Origin of the sequence: Bacillus sp. SB49, assembly GCF_000469135.2 — a bacterium.
In the GTDB taxonomy this organism is placed as follows: domain Bacteria; phylum Bacillota; class Bacilli; order Bacillales; family Halobacillaceae; genus Halobacillus.
In genome coordinates this window covers 2,132,533-2,150,329 of the sequence record NZ_CP048117.1, presented here as the reverse complement: position 1 = coordinate 2,150,329, position 17,797 = coordinate 2,132,533, and the positions used below count along the sequence as shown (strand labels likewise).

Genomic DNA, 17,797 nt, shown 5'->3' with positions numbered 1-17,797 from the left:
GGAAAAGAAGTATATGAGGAAAACCAACTTTGTCACCCGCCGGGTGACAAAGTTGGTTTTCCTCTTTCTTGTGAATATGCAAGCGCTATCCTATCATAAAACATGTAACGATAAACGATTTATGAAAGGAAGAGGAATGTGGCAGAATCAAACATTAAAGTAAAAGTTCAGAAGTTTGGTAACTTCCTCAGTTCAATGGTATTGCCTAATATCGGCGCTTTTATTGCTTGGGGATTAATTACGGCTTTATTTATTCCTACTGGTATTATCCCAAATGAAAGCCTTGCCAATCTGGTGGATCCTATGGTTTATTATCTGCTGCCTCTATTGATTGGTTATACAGGCGGTAAGCTTGTCCATGATCAACGTGGAGGAGTGGTAGGTGCCATTGCAACGATGGGAGTGATCGTCGGGGCACCGGAAACACCGATGTTCCTGGGTGCTATGATCATGGGGCCGCTCGGAGCATGGGTGATTAAGAAGTTCGACCAGATGATCGAAGGTAAAATTCGGGCAGGATTTGAAATGCTCATCAACAACTTTTCCGCAGGGATACTCGGTGGCCTGCTGGCCATCCTTGCTTATCTCGGTATTGGTCCGGCCGTTGACGCCTTTACAGAAGTCCTGGTAGCAGGAGTGGACTGGCTGGTTGGAGCAGGATTGCTTCCTTTGACAAGTCTTCTCATAGAACCTGCAAAAATATTGTTCTTAAATAACGCCATCAATCACGGCGTTCTTTCTCCGATCGGGCTGGAACAGGTTCAACAAGGCGGAAAATCCATCCTGTTCTTATTGGAAGCAAACCCGGGGCCGGGTCTTGGTGTTTTACTCGCTTTCATGATTTTTGGAAAAGGTACAGCAAAGAGGTCGGCACCTGGAGCAGGTATCATCCATTTCTTTGGCGGTATTCATGAAATCTACTTCCCGTATGTGCTGATGAAGCCGCTGCTCTTTGTATCTGTAATTCTGGGAGGCATGAGCGGAATCTTTACGCTGGTCCTCTTAAACGGAGGCTTGGTGTCACCAGCTTCCCCTGGTAGTATTTTCGCTATTCTTGCCGTCACACCTCCGCAGGGCGTGTCGTACGTGGCAAACATTGCCGCTATCCTGGTAGCGACAACCGTCTCTTTCCTCGTCTCGGCCGTCATATTGAAATCAAGTAAGGCTGCAGAAGAGGATATCGATCAAGCTACAAAGAAGATGGAAGAAATGAAAGGGAAAAAGAGCTCTGTTTCCGGACAATTGAATCAGGGTACCCTTCCTCAAGAGGTCAGCAAGGTTGTTTTCGCCTGTGATGCAGGTATGGGATCAAGTGCAATGGGAGCCTCTCTTTTACGTAAAAAGATGAAAGAAGCCGATCTTGATATCAAAGTAACGAACACATCAATAAGCAATCTTCCTTCGGATGCGGAAATCGTAATTACACAGGAAGAATTGACACCACGTGCCAAAAGCAAGCTTCCATCCGCTCATCATATTTCCGTAGATAACTTTTTATCAAGCCCGGAATATGAGAAACTGATTACGAGCTTGAAGAAAGACACCAGCGACAAGGTAGACAACAAAGAGCCGGCTGCTGGAAATGATGGAAAGACAGAACAGACTTCCGGTCAAGAGGAGGAGCTCTTGAAAGAGGAGAACATCTTTATAAACCAGCACTTTTCCACAAAAGAGGAGGCCATTCGTTTTGCTGGAGAAGCACTCGTTAAGGCCGGTTGTGTGGAAGACGATTATGTAGAAGCTATGCTGGAGCGGGAAACCATTACTTCTACTTATATGGGTAACAATGTAGCTATTCCTCATGGTACGGAAAATGCGAAGAAAGCTGTCATTAAATCAGGGTTTACCGTTATTCAAGTCCCGGATGGGGTTGACTTTAACGGAGAACCGGCGAAGCTGATCTTCGGTATTGCCGGAAAAGACGGAACGCATTTGGAAATTTTGTCAGGCATTGCTGTTATTTGTTCGGAACAGGACAATGTTGACCGCATGGTTCAGGCTAAAACCGCTAAAGAGTTGAAGGATATTATCAGCAGCAATTGATGGACATTTGAGAAAGGCGGAATTTCCGCCTTTCTCTTTGCATGGATGGACAAGATTAACCGGCACCTTTAAAGAAATGAGAGGATCGCATGTTTATTACATCCAAGGAAAAAGCAATCATCGATTTAATTGTAAGAACATCAGGAAAGCATACTGTCTATTCTCTTTCCGCAGCGCTTGAGGTAAGCGGAAGGACAATTCAACGAAATTTGAAATCTATTGAAAAGCTTCTTCAAACGTACCATTTGACATTGAAGCGGACAAAAGAAGAAGGTTTATTTATTGATGGTAGGAATGAACACATTTATAAGCTCATTCAGGACCTCGCCGCCGTCCATACGACCGATGAAACCCCGGAAGAAAAAAAGCTGAAACTTCTTCTCATACTGTTCCGGGAAGGGCCTTCTTTCAAGAAACAAGTCCTCTCCAACCAACTTGGGGTGAGTATTGCAACTCTGGATGCCCACTTGGAGGACTTGGAGAGCTGGTTGAAGAAATTCACGATTGCCATCTCCAAAAAAAGGGGAGTCGGCTTGGAGCTTTCGGCATCAGAAACAAGCATGCGTCAGGCTCTTGCAAGTTTTATTCTCGCCTATTTCTATGAAGAGATCATGGAGCAGTTTTATCTTTTGAAAGAAGAAAAGCACGGAGGAGAGGATGTGCTCGGCTATTTGCATGCCGGATACCTGCTGCTTGCGGATGAAGCGGTAAGTGTTCCGTTTGAAGAAGAACAGTGGAAACTTGTGGATGTGGATTACCTCGGCTTCCTTATCCATTTATGTCTTTCCATTCAAAGAACCCAGGAAGGTCACCTTCTGGAACCGATAGACATGGATGAAGAGGCCATGGCGGAACACCGGGTAGTGAAGAGGATAAAAAGCAGGTTGTTCGAGAAAGACATAACGATGACCGAAGAAGATATCCAGTATTTAACGATTGTACTTAAGGGTTCTAAGGTTCAGAGCGATCAGAAAATCTATGATGATAAAATTCTCCTCAGCCATATGATCAGGAAAGTGATCCGGGAGGTTTCATTAAATCTCCATGAAGATATGACTGATGATTTTTCTCTTTTCCAAGGGCTTGTTGCTCATATGGGACCTTCAATCTTCCGGCTGCAGCAGCAAATGGATTTATATAATCCATTGAAAGAAGAAATAAAAGCAAAGTACCCTGTCTTGTTCATGGCGGTCAAACGAAGCCTGGAAACGGTATTTGAAGACATGGAATTCCCAGATGATGAGGTTGCCTTTATCGTTCTCCATTTCGGTTCCGCCCTCGTCATGAAAGAGGAGCGGGTAAGAATTAAAGCGGTAGTTGTCTGCCCGACGGGAATCGGGGCTTCCAAAATGCTTGCCAGCAGAATCCAAAAAGAACTTCCGATGATTCAGGACGTGGATATTTTATCCATTCATGATTTTCAAAATGCAGATCTAAACCGATATGATATTGTCATCTCGACGGTCAGACTTCCGTTTTCAGGAGTGGAGTATATATTGACAAATCCATTGCTGAAGGAAGAGGATATTGATGTGATTCAAGCGTATCTTCAAAATAATGTGGATAAATTGACGACGAAGGCAGAGTGGAGCACGGCTGCTAAGGAAGAACAGCCGTCGCCGCCTGTGAAGACCAAAGTAAAGTCACTTCTTCAAGAAATTCGTGATGTTCACCGGAGTATGGATTCCATTCTTCACCATTTCCGTGTTTTCAGGAAAAAAGAAGCGGAAAGCCACTGGGACGTTTTGCGAGAAATGGTGATACAAGCAGACAGGGACGGAATTCTGGACTATCCCGATAGAGTCATAAATCGGTTGAGGGAACGGGAACAAATGGGTGGACTCGGTATTCCCGCTACGAGTATGGGGCTGTTCCACTGCCGTGATGCTAATGTCAAAGAGCTGACGTTTCAGGTGGCGCATATGGATAAGCCGGCGGTCGTCAAAGGGATGGACGGCGGTCGGGTTGCAATGAAGAGTTTACTACTCATGCTTGCACCGGAAGATTTGAGCAATAGGGAGCAGGAGATATTGAGCATGATCAGCACCGGGCTTATTGAGGATCAGACATCAATGATGATTTTTTCCTCATCTAATCATGCGTTGATAATGGAAAAATTGGAGGAGTTGTTCTTAGACTATCTTCAAACTAAACTAATAAAGGAATGATAACATTGAGTAAAACGGTCCATTTTGGAGCAGGAAACATAGGACGTGGATTCATCGGAGCTCTATTTGCTAAATCCGGGTACCATGTCACATTCGTTGATATTGCAGATACAGTAATAGATCGATTGAACGAGGAAAAGGGTTATGACGTGAAAATGGCCTCGGAGAGTGGGGAGTCGGAGCGGATCAATAACGTATCCGGCCTTAATAACAGAACCCAGGAGAATGAGGTGGTAGCCGCAATTACGGAAGCTGCCTTTGTTACAACGGCCATCGGTCCGAACATTCTACCAAGAATTGCCCCTCTCATTGCCAAAGGAATTGTCGAGCGGACGAAGGAGTCGGATGAGAAGCTGTATATCATTGCGTGTGAGAACCAGATCGGTGCGACGGATATCTTGAAACGCCACATTCTAGAACAGCTGGACGAGGAGGAGAAGGCAAGTCTTAAAGGACAGGTGTACTTCTTCAATTCCGCCGTGGATCGGATTGTACCGATTCAGGACCAAAGCTCTCTTGATGTCCTAGTTGAACCTTATTATGAGTGGGTGGTAGAAGCTCCAGCATCCATTCCTTCTGTGGAAGGAATGACCATCGTCGACGAACTCGATCCTTTCATTGAGCGGAAGCTTTTCACTGTGAATACCGGACATGCGGTTATCGCCTATCTCGGTTATCTCTCGGATAAAGCAACGATTCATGAAACTCTCCTTGACGAGGCTATCAAACAACAGGTCCATGCTACGTTGAAAGAAACGGGAGCCTATCTCATACATCGATACGGGTTGGAAGAACAGGCACATGAAGCCTATATAGAAAAGAATATTGAACGTTTCCAAAATTCTTATTTGAATGATCAGGTAACCCGTGTAGGAAGAGCACCTATTCGAAAATTAGGACCGGCTGACCGATTGATCCGGCCCGCTGTCCGTGCGGAGGAAGCTGGGTTGTCCTATACCATGATTGCAGAAGCCATTGCAGCAGCGCTCCAGTTTGACTATCCGGAGGATGCAGAAGCGGTGGAAATGCAGAATATGATTCGTGACAAAGGGGTAGCGGCTGTTTTAGAAGAAGTGAGCGGCTTAGAGGAAGACCATGCCGTTGCTCAGGAAGTCATCCGTATATACAAACAAAAGACAGCGGAATAAAGCTGCAAAGAACCAGTCGTGAGGAAAGCGGCCGGTTCTTTTTTTTTCTTCATAGAAAGTTGAATAGACACTTCTGTTTAATAAAGGTAAAATATGGTTGAACAGGAGGGGGAGCATGAGTAAATTTGTTTGTATTACTTGCGGGGTTCAGTATCCGGAACAGAAAGAAGAGCCCGAATATTGTCCGATTTGTTTGGAGGAGAGGCAGTATGTCCATCCGGATGGACAGCAATGGACGACGCATAAAGACATGGTGGGCGGCGGAGTCTTCCGTAATGAGATAAAGCAGGTGGAAAAAGGACTTTACAGCATTACGACGGCTCCGTCATTCGGTATTGGACAGACGTCTTACCTCGTCTTGGGTAAAGAGTATAATGTCTTGTGGGATTGTATCACCTACTTGGATGAAGCGACGATCGAGCAGATAGACGCCCTTGGCGGGGTGGGTGCGATCGCTTTATCTCACCCTCACTATTATTCCCGCCAATTAGACTGGGCAGAAGCGTTCAAGGCTCCGATTTACATTCATGCCGATGATGCTGACTGGGTGATGGAACCTGGTGATGCCATTCAATTATGGGAGGGCGAAGTGTACTCTTTACAGCCGGGAGTTACGCTTCACCGGCTGGGCGGTCATTTCAAAGGAGGAGCCGTTCTGCACTGGGAGCACGGATTGGAAGGGGACGGGGTCCTTCTTTCCGGCGACATCATTCAAGTCGTCCAAGATACAAACTGGGTCAGCTTCATGTACAGTTATCCTAATTTGATTCCTCTGCCTGCAGAGATAGTGAGACATATGGTGGATAGAATCGAAGGAAAGAGGTTCACTCGTCTATATAACGCTTTTCATAAGACCGTAAGGAAAGACGCGGATGCAGTCGTACAACGGTCCGCTGATCGCTACATACAAGCGTTGGAAGGCGAACTTTTTTCCACTTAAACAGAGAATTCCGAGTCGTTTGACAATGGTTCGCTTTCCCTTCTGACCTTTGATAGAATAAGCAGGTAGGATGCAAATTTGTTGTAGAAGAAGGGGAGAGAGTCAATGGGAAAGCCTGTCTATTTAAATCATGACGGCGGCGTGGATGATTTGGTGTCGTTGTTTTTACTTTTACAGATGGAAGAAGTGGATCTTCTTGGAGTCGGAGTCATTCCGGCAGATTGTTACCTGGAACCAGCCGTTTATGCAAGCAGAAAAATCATCGGCCGATTTGGAAAAGGGAAAGAGGTCGAGGTTGCTGCTTCCAATTCACGCGGGAAAAATCCTTTTCCGAAGGATTGGCGGATGCACGCTTTTTACGTAGATGCCCTACCGTTATTAAACGAGTATCCGGATAGGCAGTCGGAGCCTGTGGGTGTCCCTGCTCATGAGCATTTGGTCGATAAGGTGACAGAGAGCAATGAGCCGGTGACGCTCGTATTCATTGGACCGTTGACGGATCTTGCAAGAGCCTTACAGTTGTCTCCTGAAATCGAATCCAACATAGAAAGGTTAGTCTGGATGGGCGGGACGTTTCTAGAGGAAGGTAATGTGGAAGAACCGGAACATGATGGAACGGCGGAATGGAATGCTTACTGGGATCCGGAGGCGGCCGCCCGCGTTTGGGAAAGTTCCATTCCCATTGATTTAGTTGCGCTTGAAAGTACAAATATGGTTCCTCTGACGCCGGAAGTTCGACAGGATTGGGCTTCCAAACGAGAGGATATCGGTATCGACTTTCTGGGTCAATGCTATGCGATGGTTCCCCCGCTTGTCCACTTCCAGACGAATTCAACGTATTTCCTTTGGGACGTACTTACGACAGCGACCGTTGGAAAGCCTGATTTAGTCAAGAAGAAGGTTGTGAAAAGCATTGTCATCGAGTCCGGAGCCAGTCAGGGGAAAACAGAGATTGCGGAGGATGGAAGAGACGTCTCTCTCGTTTATGAAGTGGATCGTGATCCATTCTTCCATTACATAACAGACCTTGCCCGGCAAGGATAAACAAAGGCATGTTCCTATTGGAGCATGCTTTTTTCATTCCCCTCTTGGAAAACTACTTCTTCTAATGATATGATGGTATTTTTGCAAAAGGCACGTACACACCATAGAAGGAGTGGGAAACATCATGAATCAAATCTTATGGGGAATCGGGGGCATGCTGACGGTAGTAGCATTAGCGGTGCTTCTGTCTACAAACAGACGCCTCATTAATTGGAGAACCGTCGGTGTCGGCATCTCCCTGCAGCTATTCTTCGCATTTCTTGTCTTTCAGACCAGTGGGGGCCGTGCGGTCCTTGACGCCATGTCCACTGGTATAAGCACGTTGATCGATTATACAACAGAAGGGATTTCCTTCCTTTACGGCCCGCTTATCGATCATGAGGGCATGGGAACGATGTTTGCTTTCCAAGTCCTTCCGACCGTCATTTTCTTCAGTTCTTTGATTGCTGTTCTTTACCACCTGGGGGTCATGCAAGTGGTCATTAAATGGATCGGCGGCATGCTCTCGAAGCTGCTTGGGACAACGAAAGTCGAAAGCATCAATGCAGCTGGAAATATCTTTGTAGGACAGACGGAAGCACCTTTGCTAATCCGTCCGTTCATCTCTTTTATGTCGAAGTCAGAGCTTTTTGCAGTCATGACCGGCGGGTTCACCTCCATCGCAGGCTCAACGCTTGTTGGATATACGCTGCTCGGAATTCGTGCTGATTATCTTTTGGCAGCCTCTTTCATGGCAGCACCAGCTGCATTGGTTCTCGCCAAAATCATCGTCCCCGAGACGGAGGACAGAGTAGAAACAGCAGAAGTAGTGGAGCCGGAGGATGATGATTCAGCGAACGTTTTCGATGCGATTGCGAACGGTGCAACAGCAGGTTTAAAGCTTGTCTTGAATATAGGGGCTATCTTACTTTCCTTTATTGCTATCCTTGCACTGATGAACGGGATCATCGGATATGTCGGCGGCTTTTTCGGTATTTCCATTACGATTGAGAAGCTTCTTGGCTATCTTTTTGCACCGATGGCATTCGTAATTGGGGTGCCTTGGGAGGAGGCGGTCCGTTCTGCAAGCTTCATCGGGCAGAAACTAGTCGCCAATGAATTTGTCGCATTCACCAGTCTCGGGGAAGTCAAGGAACAGTTGAGTGAGAAAGCAGAGATTGTAACGACGTTTGCGTTGACAGGGTTCGGCAGCCTTTCCGGAATCGGGGTACAGATAGGGGCCTTGGGCGGTCTCGCTCCGGACAGACGCAAAGATGTTGCGAGGCTGGGTCTCCGGGCTGTCGTGGCGGCGACTCTAGCTAACTTTCTATCAGCAAGCATAGCGGGTATGTTTCTATAAGGGGGAACGGTGGTAAGCTTCGTCGGGTGTCCCGTCGTATTCTTACCACGTTCATCTCCAGTTTGGTAATAGGAGGAAATGATAAGTAGATGGATGGACATAATCGTTTATATAAAATAAGCTATAAAAGGGTTTGTCCATACGATACATAACAAGGCTGGCCGTCTTTATGGTCAGAAAGGGGTAAGGGAAAGTGGAACAAAATCGAAACAAACAAGATGATCCGCGGTACCGTATTGCCAACCGTGAAGCATGGATTGGTATCGGCATCGTAGTTGTAAACTTCCTCCTGTGGTTCGGCTTCGCTTACGGGCTGGGGGCGGAACCGGTCGAAGATTATCAATATATATGGGGGCTGCCGGCGTGGTTCTTCTACAGCTGTATTGCTGTAACAGGATTTATATTCGTTGTCGTGATCTTTGCTGTGCGCTACTTCTTTATAGAGGTGCCGCTGGATGAGGAGGGAGACGAATGAATTGGGAAGTCGTACTACCTCTCCTCGTTTTTCTCGCCGTCATATTCTTTATCGGCTTTTATGCATCGGCACGAATGAAGACCGCATCTGACTTCCTTCAAGAATACTTTCTTGGCAGTAGAGAACTGGGCGGTTTTATCCTCGCCATGACGATGACAGCAACTTATGGGAGTGCATCTAGTTTTGTAGGGGGCCCCGGTGTTGCCTATACGATGGGGCTGGGCTGGGTGCTGCTATCGATGTCCCAACTAGCCACCGGATATTTCGTGCTGAGCGTTTTAGGTAAGAAATTTGCCATCATGGCTCGTAAAATCCGGGCTGTTACCCTGATTGATTTTCTTAAGGAAAGGTATCGCAGCAAATGGGTCGTGCTGATTGCCGCATTCAGTATTATCGTTTTCCTATTTTCGGCAATGGCTGCCCAATGGGTTGGGGGAGCGCGTCTTATTGAAACGATGACCGGCCTTTCGTACACAACGGCACTGGCGCTGTTCGCCGTATCGGTGCTCATCTATGTCATTATCGGAGGGTTTCGTGCGGTCGCGATTACCGATACGGTTCAAGGAATTGTCATGTTCGTCGGTACCGTCATCATTTTAATCGGTACGATCGTCGCAGGAGGCGGCGTGGAAGCGATCATCAACGATCTGGCTCAGGAAAATCCTAACTTGATATCACCTTATGGAGCTGATGGATCCCTGACACCGGCGTATGTATCTTCTTTTTGGGTACTTGTCGGGATAGGGGTCATCGGTCTTCCGCAGGTTGCTGTCCGAGCAATGAGCTATAAGAGCTCAAAAGGGATGCATCGGGCGTTAATCATCGGCACCATCGTTGTCGGAGTCATTATGCTTGGCATGCACTTAACAGGAGTCTTTGCCCGCGCCGTTTTGCCTGGTATAGAAATAGGAGATACCGTTATGCCGAGAATAGCAATGGAAGTATTGCCGCCGTGGCTTGCAGGAATTGTGCTTGCCGCTCCAATGGCCGCGATCATGTCCACCGTTGATTCGCTGTTGCTGTTGGTTAGTTCTGCGGTCGTTAAAGACGTCTATATCAACTATATAAAGCCGGATGCTTCCGATTCTACAGTAAAGCGTATAAGTTTCGGAGTAACTGCCATGATCGGAATACTCGTCTTTGCTATGGCCATACAGCCGCCGGAATTATTAATATGGCTCAACTTATTCGCTTTCGGCGGGCTTGAAGCCGCGTTCATCTGGCCGGTCGTGCTCGGTTTGTATTGGAAAAAAGGAAACGCAAGCGGCGCACTTGCTTCTATGTTGACCGGCGTTGGCAGCTATATCATTATCTACAGTTTTTGGGATAACCCTTTTGGGATGCATACCGTCATTCTGCCTGTTCTTACGGCACTTGTCATCTATGTCCTGGTAAGTCTTTTGACAGGTGAACGCCATAGAAGGGTGCAGGAGGAAATTATAGAGAAGCTTTGGAAGGTATAGAAAGAAGCCACGATTATATAATAATCGTGGCTTTTTTCTATACATCAATGATTATTGGTTTCTTTCATGATCTCTGAGACGATTTCATAGGAACGAAGACGTGCTTCATGGTCATAGATCGGAGAGGTGATCATAATTTCGTCCGCTTGTGTTTCGGATTGGAATTTTTCCAGCTTCCGTTTAACGGTTTCTTTGCTCCCGATAATTGAAGCGCCAAGCTGTTGATGAAGGGCCATTTTCTCTTGAGACGTCCAAACTTGTTCTATATCATCTACAGGCGGCTGCAGCAGTTTTGTCGTGCCGCGCACGAGATTCAAGAACTGTTGCTGCAGTGAAGTCGCAAGCCTTGTCGCTTCTTCATCGGTATCCGCTGCAATCAAGTGAACGCCGAGCATGGCATAAGGTTGTTCCAGCTCACCAGATGGCTTGAAGCTTCCACGATAAAGATTCAGTGCTCCGTGTGTATTGTTCGGAGAGAAGTGACTTGCAAACGAGAACGGCAGCCCGAGCTGTCCTGCAAGCTGTGCGCTGAACCCGCTTGACCCGAGCAGCCAGATCGGCACGTCTGTTCCTTCTCCTGGGTAGGCATGGACCGGGTTATCCCCCCGGAAGTATCCCCTAAGTTCGTCTACCTGCTGTGGAAATTCATTTGGATCACTCTCCAAATGCCTCCGCATCGCTCTTGCCGTCATTTGATCCGTACCCGGAGCACGGCCAAGTCCAAGGTCGACTCGTCCCGGAAATAGTGTTTCCAGCGTTCCGAACTGCTCGGCGATAATCAGTGGTGCATGGTTTGGAAGCATCACACCCCCGGAACCAACGCGGATCTCAGACGTATGGTGAAGGACGTGACTGACAGCGAGAGCCGTAGCAGAACTTGCGATGGCGGGCATGTTATGATGTTCTGCCATCCAGTATCGGTTGTAACCGAGCTTTTCTGCGTGTTGGGCTAAGCTTATCGTATCTTCAAAAGCCTGTTTCGTAGACCTGCCTTCTTTTACACTGACAAGGTCAAGAACGGATATTTTTGTATCGGAAAAAGATGTATTCGTCATATCGTTTACCTTCTTTCTTTAGGAAAATCCTATAGCATATCTTAACAAGATTATTTCGTGTTTCAAAATGTTTTGTTTCTCTATTATTTACGGGACTAAAATACTGGTATATTATAACTGGATATGGGTGTTTTTTAAGACAGAGAAGATAAGGGGGACGAAGCATAATGAAAAATTTTTTGAACCGGTGGCTTGGCAGGAAACGTTGTGTGATATGTGGACGTAAACCAGTAGATCCATCGCGGTATTACAATGATGAAGGCAGGGCTGTCGTCGTTTGCCGGACGTGCGTTACCTATGCAGAACGGAGAGCATTCAGGAAAAGATGACGGAGTACCTTGCAAAAATATGGTAGACGAAATTTTCAATGTATTGTAGGATGAACACATGCATTACAAAATCAATAAGCACATGCACTAGGGGTGCCTTTAAGAAAAGGCTGAGATCGAAGTGATACTTCGGGACTCTTTGAACCTGAACTGGCTCAAACCAGCGGAGGAAAGTGGCGGTTATATCTAAACAATCACGCTGCACTCACGTGTACGTATGTTCAAGTATGCCACTTTCCTTCTGGAAAGTGGCATTTTTTATTGGGGGGAACAAAGCAATGAAGCTTTTAGCCGTTACAAAAGACGAGATGGATCCCGTCACCTTGAAGAGTATAATTCCAGCCATTGATCCGTATGTCGACACTGTCATTTACCGAGATAACTCAAAGTCTCTGGTGGATTATGAAGCTGCATTTAGAGACTTGATGGATGTCTCTGATAAGTGGACGGTTCACAAGCATAGTGGAATTGCAGATCGTACGGATCGAAGCGTCCATTATCCAGAGAGGTGTATGGATGATCTTAAGGTAGGAACAGGGAAGGTTAGAGGGGTTTCCGTTCACAGTTTGGAATCAGGCAGAACAGCACAAAGGGCAGGCGCGGACTATGTTCTCTTCGGTCATATATTTCAGTCGGACAGTAAGCGGAACGCGCCACCCAGGGGGATAAGCTCGTTGATGGAGCTTACCGGAGGGTTGGCTATTCCTGTTTTCGCTATCGGAGGGATTCAGCCACAGCATATATCTCTGTTGCGGAAGGCAGGAGCAGCAGGCGTGGCTGTGCAGTCGGGTATTTTCGACGCGGAGGATCCAATTTCGGCAGCAGAAAATTATCGGGAGGCGATTCTTTCATGAAGAACCATTGGGATACGGTAATCGTTGGTGGGGGCATCATCGGTCATTCTATTTCTTATCACCTTAGTAAGGCAGGGGCCGATGTGTGTGTGCTGGATAAAGGTACAGGTGGCAGACGAGCGACCGGGGCTGCTGCAGGGATGCTGGGGGTCCACACGGAAAACCGGACGCCGGGACTGTACCATGAATTTTGTGTCAAGAGCAGAGATATGTATAACGAATTGCATACAGAATTGTATCAGTGTTCCGGAATCGACATTCAGCTGACTACAAACGGTATGCTCCAAATCGCTTTGGATGAGAGGGAGGCGAAAGAACTGCAGGAGAAGCAGCAATCTTTTCCCTCTCTCTCCTGGCTGGACGATCGAGAGATGAAAATCCGTCATCCGTGGGTTAAGTCCTCCGGGGCTTTATGGATGCGGGAGGACGGCAACGTAAAACCGGAAAAAGTGGCTGAAGCGTTCAAGCGAGGCGCACGGTCATTCGGAAGCACCGTTAAGGATGGGTGCTTCGTCATCCGCATACGGAAGAGCGGACAAGGATATGAGGTGACGACGAATGAAGGAGAGATCTTCGCAGAGCGCATCGTCGTCGCTGCCGGGGCAGACAGTGGACCATGGTTCAGGGAAACAGGCCTACCAAACCCGATGGTTCCAGTGAAAGGGGAATGCTTCTCTATTAAACCGAGGAACCTGTTGTTTCAGGAAACTTACTTCTCTCCTTCTTTTTATGTCGTACCGAAGAGGGACGGAAGCATCGTTATTGGAGCCACCTCCAGAGAAGGGGATGGCAGCGAATCGACTTCTGCCGGCGGAATTGCCGACTTGATGGATCAGGTGTTTCGCGTTTTCCCGGCGCTTAGAGAGGAGCCGCTTGAGAAGTGGTGGTCCGGAGTAAGGCCTGGTACGTCGGACGGGCGCCCGGTCATCGGAGAGCATCCACAAGAGAAAGGCATCTTCTTTGCAACGGGTCATTACCGGAACGGCATCCTTCTTGCTCCTGCAACAGGAAAACTGATTCAGAGCTTGTTTGAGAAAGGCACGTTTGCAAAGAAGTATGAGGGTTTGTTTTCACCGGCAAGATTTCAGATTGGAGGAGTCTATGAACATACACGTTAATGGGAAAGTGGTGGAATGTAGAGGAGAAGACAGCACCGTAGCTGATCTCCTGGAACAATTAGATATTCGGACACGATTTTCTGTTGTGGAACTTAACCGGAAAATACTAAATAAAGAAGAATACGATAAAGAGCGTCTTCAAAGTGGGGACAGCGTGGAGATCGTTCATTTCGTAGGAGGAGGATGAAGGAAAAATGAAGATTAATAACGAGACATTCACATCGAGATTGATGCTAGGAACAGGAAAATATCCGTCATTTGATGTGCAAAAAGAAGCGGTAGAGGCATCTGGAACGGAAATACTTACTTTCGCTGTGCGGAGAATGAACATCTTTAATGAAGAGGAACCGAACCTCCTGGAGTCCATCGATTTAGAGAAGTATTCCCTGCTACCAAATACGGCCGGAGCGAAGAATGCAGAGGAAGCGGTTCGAATTGCCAGACTAGCGAAAGCATCCGGATTATGCGATATGATCAAGGTCGAGATAATCGGCTGTGATAAAACGCTGCTGCCGGATCCCTTTGAAACGATGAAAGCGTCGGTTCAATTGCTGGAGGAGGGTTTCACTGTGCTTGTTTATACTTCTGATGATGTCGTCCTTGCGAAACGGCTGGAGGAGGCCGGGGTGCATGCCATTATGCCGGGTGCTTCCCCTATCGGATCGGGGAAGGGTATTGTAAATCCATTGAATCTGCGTTTTATCATAGAACAGTCGGACATTCCTGTCATTGTTGATGCGGGAATCGGAAGTCCGAAAGATGCAGCCTGGGCGATGGAACTCGGTGCGGATGGTGTACTTCTTAACACGGCTGTAGCAGGAGCATGCGATCCAGTAAAGATGGCAGCAGCAATGAAGCTTGCCGTAGAAGGGGGTCGGTTTGGGTATGAAGCAGGCCGTGCGGAGGAACGGCAGTATGGTACGGCAAGCAGCCCGGAAGCAGGGATGATCCAGTGATAAATGATCGTTATTCAAGGCAGATGCGTTTTAAAGGAATCGGTGAGAATGGTCAGCATTCCCTGGCGAATAAACATGTGCTGATCATTGGAGCCGGGGCGCTGGGCTGCGCGGCTGCGGACATGCTTGCAAGGGCAGGGGTTGGAAAATTGACGATAGTTGATCGTGATTATGTAGAGTGGAGCAACCTTACAAGGCAGCATCTTTATACAGAGGATGACGTCCGGGCGTTACACGCCAAGGCCAAAGCAGCAGAACAGCGGTTGGGCAAAGTCAATTCTTGTATTACCGTGGAAGGAATCGTCCAGGAGTTTCATAGTGGAAACGCAGAGAAACTTATGGAAGGTGTCGACCTGGTGATGGATGCTACAGACAATTTCCATACCCGTTTTCTTATTAATGATGTCTCTGCCAAACACAGCATCCCGTGGATTTATGGAGGGTGCGTGGAAGCAAGCGGAGGAGCAGCCTTTATCAATCCTGAAGAACCTCCCTGTCTCCAGTGTTTGAAAGACTATATCGACACAGATGGAGGCTCGTGTGACTTACTGGGCATCATCGGTCCCGCCGTACAAATGACCGCCTCTTATCAAACGGTATTGGCTCTACAATATCTGACCGGTAAAATACCGAATAGAGAATGGATTTATTTTAATGTATGGGAAGGGGAGCACGCATCGATTTCTCTGGATGGTCTGTCCGATGAGGAATGTCCATCCTGTTCGGAGTCAGCCTCCTACCCATACCTGATCCAACGGAAAAAGATGAAAACAGCCGTTCTCTGTGGACGGGATACGGTTCAAGTCCGACCGATCGAGCCCCAAGACGGTATGTTTGAAAACCTGCCCAGAAGGTTGTCCACCCGCGTTTCCGATTGGAAAGCAAACAGCCATCTGATATCTTTTTCCGTCGATACTTACCGGTTTGTCCTGTTCAAGGATGGGAGAGCCCTTATTCACGGGGTGAAGGATGCAGAGAAGGCACAATTGCTTTATCATAAATATATTGAAACATGAAAAGAGGCACTGGAGGTGTCTCTTTTTTTAACCGAAAAGGAGGAGAAGCCATGGAAACTACTCGTACAATTCTCAGGCCGTATACTCAGGAGGATGAAGATTTTTTATTCCATATGTTAAAAGCACCGGAAATGATGCGTTACATAGGAGACGGGAAAACGAAAGATCGAGATGGTACCCGCAGGTTTCTCCAATGGATAATGCGGGCGTATGCTGAGGATGAGCGTAATGGACTGATGATTATACTTCATAAAGATTCAGGACAACGAATAGGTCACGCCGGTTTGGTTCCACAGGTCGTCGAAGGACAACAGGAGATGGAAGTTGGTTACTGGATTTGGAAAGAGTATTGGAGGAAGGGATATGCGACGGAAATTGCCGAAAGCCTCGTTCGACGGGGGAGGGCACGAAGGATAAGTCGCTTGATAGCTCTCATTCATCATGAAAATCTACCATCCATATCCGTAGCAGAAAAGATAGGCATGGTATATGAACAGGACGTCGTCGTAAATAATAAAAAGGTTTGTCTGTATGCTCTCAAAACAAGGGATTAGATAAAGAGGTGCCTGCCGCATAGTATCTCGAAGGATACGAAGTTACTTGAAAGTGCCTTCTTGTCAGGCAATGGTTATCGTGTAAACTGGTAGGAAAAAGGAGGCAGAGGATTGGAACATCATTTCTTCAGTAACCCGGCCGTTCATATAGATAAAGTCGTACTTCAGGTGAAAGACATAACCCGATCTCTCGAATTTTATACAGCTGTTCTTGGCTTGAAAGTGCAGAAGAAAAATCCGGAGACCGTGGAACTCTCAGCAGATGGCGTACACAGTATTCTGAGCATCCGTACCAATAACGAAATTGTTCCTAAAGATGAACATGCAGCGGGTCTCTACCATTTTGCCATTCTGCTTCCGGAGAGAAGCGATCTTGGGCGATTGCTCGCCCATTTGATGAAGGAGGGTATCCAACAAGGCGGTGCCGATCACCTGGTAAGTGAAGCCCTCTACTTCGAAGATCCGGACGGTAACGGTATCGAAGTCTATCATGATCGTCCATCCGCGAAATGGAGTTGGAAGGATGGCAGAGTCGGTATGACGACGGAACCATTGGATGCCGGAAGCTTATTAAGTGAACGGCACGGACACTGGAGTGGGATGCCTGAGAAAGCACGGATCGGACATATTCATCTCCATGTATCGAATTTAGACGACGCTCGGACTTTCTATGTAGAAGGGTTAGGATTTCAAGTCGTTGCAGATTCCATTCCACAGGCTTTATTTCTCTCCGATCGCGGATATCACCATCACATCGGTCTTAATACATGGAAAGGAGAAGGGGCGCCGGCACCGTCTTCCACTTCAACGGGTCTCCGTTATTTCGATCTTGTGCTCCCCGGACGCAGCGCGGTGGATGAAACGACGGAGCGTCTCCATGCGCTCGGATACCGTTCTACAGGCAAGGATACCCCCATGTTTTTGGACCCTTCTGGAAACCGGGTACGGCTCGTGACGAATTAATAAAATAGGTGGACTTTACAAAAACTATGTTTATGTGGATAATATTAGAAATAGTAAAGGCGATGAAGAGAAGAGTAGGAAGAGCTGATGCTTCACAGAGAACCCCTGCAGCTGGAAATGGGGTAGGCGGATATCTTCTGAACCAAATCTCCGAGCCTCTTATCGGAACCATACAGGGGATGATAAGACGGGAGCTCCCGTTACAGAGCAGGGGTATAAGCAAACGCAGAGTTTGTCGTACTTGAAAAGATCGGTATGGTGACGTATCGGTAAACTGGGGTGGCACCGCGAGGATAAGGATCTCGTCCCCAAGACAAATGTCTTGGAGAGGA

Annotated in this window: 16 protein-coding genes, 1 riboswitch and 1 other annotated feature; of the genes, 15 read left to right on the top strand and 1 reads right to left on the bottom strand. The window is 47.3% G+C overall.

Features of this window, described 5'->3' with window-relative positions:
* Positions 1 to 138 precede the first annotated feature (138 nt).
* The 8 genes from M662_RS11315 (at position 139) to panF (ending at position 10,620) form a co-directional block, all read left to right on the top strand.
* Positions 139 to 2,043, top strand: coding sequence for a PTS mannitol transporter subunit IICBA (locus M662_RS11315; protein ID WP_026577249.1), 1,905 nt, complete (start codon positions 139 to 141; stop codon positions 2,041 to 2,043).
* 89 nt (positions 2,044 to 2,132) lie between these two features.
* A complete protein-coding gene (locus tag M662_RS11310; RefSeq protein ID WP_008639316.1) occupies positions 2,133 to 4,211 on the top strand; it encodes a BglG family transcription antiterminator in 2,079 nt (692 codons plus the stop codon).
* A gap of 5 nt (positions 4,212 to 4,216) precedes the next feature.
* On the top strand, positions 4,217 to 5,359 hold the full coding sequence (locus M662_RS11305) for a mannitol-1-phosphate 5-dehydrogenase (RefSeq protein WP_026577250.1): 1,143 nt from the start codon (positions 4,217 to 4,219) through the stop codon (positions 5,357 to 5,359).
* A gap of 115 nt (positions 5,360 to 5,474) precedes the next feature.
* Entirely contained in the window at positions 5,475 to 6,299 is an 825-nt protein-coding gene (locus tag M662_RS11300; RefSeq protein ID WP_026577251.1) for an MBL fold metallo-hydrolase, read from the top strand.
* 105 nt (positions 6,300 to 6,404) lie between these two features.
* Entirely contained in the window at positions 6,405 to 7,343 is a 939-nt protein-coding gene (locus tag M662_RS11295) for a nucleoside hydrolase (RefSeq protein WP_026577252.1), read from the top strand.
* Between the two features lie 124 nt (positions 7,344 to 7,467).
* Positions 7,468 to 8,682 carry a NupC/NupG family nucleoside CNT transporter gene (locus M662_RS11290; RefSeq protein ID WP_026577253.1) on the top strand — a complete coding sequence of 405 codons (1,215 nt, stop codon included), beginning with the start codon at positions 7,468 to 7,470 and terminating at the stop codon, positions 8,680 to 8,682.
* Between the two features lie 193 nt (positions 8,683 to 8,875).
* Positions 8,876 to 9,157: a YhdT family protein gene (locus M662_RS11285; RefSeq protein WP_026577254.1), complete on the top strand. Its 282-nt coding sequence runs from the start codon at positions 8,876 to 8,878 to the stop codon at positions 9,155 to 9,157.
* Positions 9,154 to 10,620 (top strand): sodium/pantothenate symporter, encoded by a 1,467-nt coding sequence (gene panF / locus M662_RS11280; RefSeq protein ID WP_008639328.1) that lies wholly within the window; start codon positions 9,154 to 9,156, stop codon positions 10,618 to 10,620. Before M662_RS11285 ends, panF begins: the two co-directional genes overlap by 4 nt.
* A 44-nt stretch (positions 10,621 to 10,664) precedes the next feature.
* On the opposite strand, the gene M662_RS11275 is transcribed toward panF, so the two are convergent.
* Complete coding sequence (locus tag M662_RS11275; protein WP_008639330.1) at positions 10,665 to 11,675, bottom strand: LLM class flavin-dependent oxidoreductase; 1,011 nt, start codon at positions 11,673 to 11,675, stop codon at positions 10,665 to 10,667.
* A 408-nt stretch (positions 11,676 to 12,083) separates the two neighbouring features.
* Positions 12,084 to 12,193: riboswitch (TPP riboswitch) on the top strand.
* 89 nt (positions 12,194 to 12,282) lie between these two features.
* Here M662_RS11275 and M662_RS11270 point away from each other — a divergent pair.
* The 7 genes from M662_RS11270 (at position 12,283) to M662_RS11240 (ending at position 17,465) form a co-directional block, all read left to right on the top strand.
* Complete coding sequence (locus M662_RS11270) at positions 12,283 to 12,858, top strand: thiamine phosphate synthase (RefSeq protein WP_051348856.1); 576 nt, start codon at positions 12,283 to 12,285, stop codon at positions 12,856 to 12,858.
* Entirely contained in the window at positions 12,855 to 13,976 is a 1,122-nt protein-coding gene (gene thiO, locus M662_RS11265) for a glycine oxidase ThiO (protein WP_051348857.1), read from the top strand. Before M662_RS11270 ends, thiO begins: the two co-directional genes overlap by 4 nt.
* Entirely contained in the window at positions 13,960 to 14,163 is a 204-nt protein-coding gene (thiS, locus tag M662_RS11260) for a sulfur carrier protein ThiS (RefSeq protein ID WP_008639334.1), read from the top strand. Before thiO ends, thiS begins: the two co-directional genes overlap by 17 nt.
* A gap of 7 nt (positions 14,164 to 14,170) precedes the next feature.
* A complete protein-coding gene (locus tag M662_RS11255; protein ID WP_026577255.1) occupies positions 14,171 to 14,932 on the top strand; it encodes a thiazole synthase in 762 nt (253 codons plus the stop codon).
* The gene (locus M662_RS11250; protein ID WP_026577256.1) at positions 14,932 to 15,948 is read left to right on the top strand and encodes a ThiF family adenylyltransferase; all 1,017 of its coding nucleotides are present in this window, start codon (positions 14,932 to 14,934) and stop codon (positions 15,946 to 15,948) included. The genes M662_RS11255 and M662_RS11250 overlap by 1 nt, the downstream gene beginning before the upstream one ends.
* A 50-nt stretch (positions 15,949 to 15,998) precedes the next feature.
* Positions 15,999 to 16,502, top strand: a complete 504-nt coding sequence (locus M662_RS11245) for a GNAT family N-acetyltransferase (RefSeq protein WP_026577257.1) — start codon at positions 15,999 to 16,001, stop codon at positions 16,500 to 16,502.
* 111 nt (positions 16,503 to 16,613) lie between these two features.
* On the top strand, positions 16,614 to 17,465 hold the full coding sequence (locus tag M662_RS11240) for a VOC family protein (RefSeq protein WP_026577258.1): 852 nt from the start codon (positions 16,614 to 16,616) through the stop codon (positions 17,463 to 17,465).
* Between the two features lie 53 nt (positions 17,466 to 17,518).
* Positions 17,519 to 17,778: a binding site (T-box leader), on the top strand.
* Positions 17,779 to 17,797 lie beyond the last annotated feature (19 nt).

Bases quoted from the DNA above. Each gene is read 5' to 3' on its own strand.
- M662_RS11310 (WP_008639316.1), top strand. From the start codon at position 2,133: ATGTTTATTACATCCAAGGAAAAAGCAATCATCGATTTAATTGTAAGA.
- M662_RS11300 (WP_026577251.1), top strand. From the start codon at position 5,475: ATGAGTAAATTTGTTTGTATTACTTGCGGGGTTCAGTATCCGGAACAG.
- M662_RS11295 (WP_026577252.1), top strand. From the start codon at position 6,405: ATGGGAAAGCCTGTCTATTTAAATCATGACGGCGGCGTGGATGATTTG.
- M662_RS11290 (WP_026577253.1), top strand. From the start codon at position 7,468: ATGAATCAAATCTTATGGGGAATCGGGGGCATGCTGACGGTAGTAGCA.
- panF (WP_008639328.1), top strand. From the start codon at position 9,154: ATGAATTGGGAAGTCGTACTACCTCTCCTCGTTTTTCTCGCCGTCATA.
- M662_RS11275 (WP_008639330.1), bottom strand. From the start codon at position 11,675: ATGACGAATACATCTTTTTCCGATACAAAAATATCCGTTCTTGACCTT.
- M662_RS11270 (WP_051348856.1), top strand. From the start codon at position 12,283: ATGAAGCTTTTAGCCGTTACAAAAGACGAGATGGATCCCGTCACCTTG.
- thiO (WP_051348857.1), top strand. From the start codon at position 12,855: ATGAAGAACCATTGGGATACGGTAATCGTTGGTGGGGGCATCATCGGT.
- thiS (WP_008639334.1), top strand. From the start codon at position 13,960: ATGAACATACACGTTAATGGGAAAGTGGTGGAATGTAGAGGAGAAGAC.
- M662_RS11255 (WP_026577255.1), top strand. From the start codon at position 14,171: ATGAAGATTAATAACGAGACATTCACATCGAGATTGATGCTAGGAACA.
- M662_RS11245 (WP_026577257.1), top strand. From the start codon at position 15,999: ATGGAAACTACTCGTACAATTCTCAGGCCGTATACTCAGGAGGATGAA.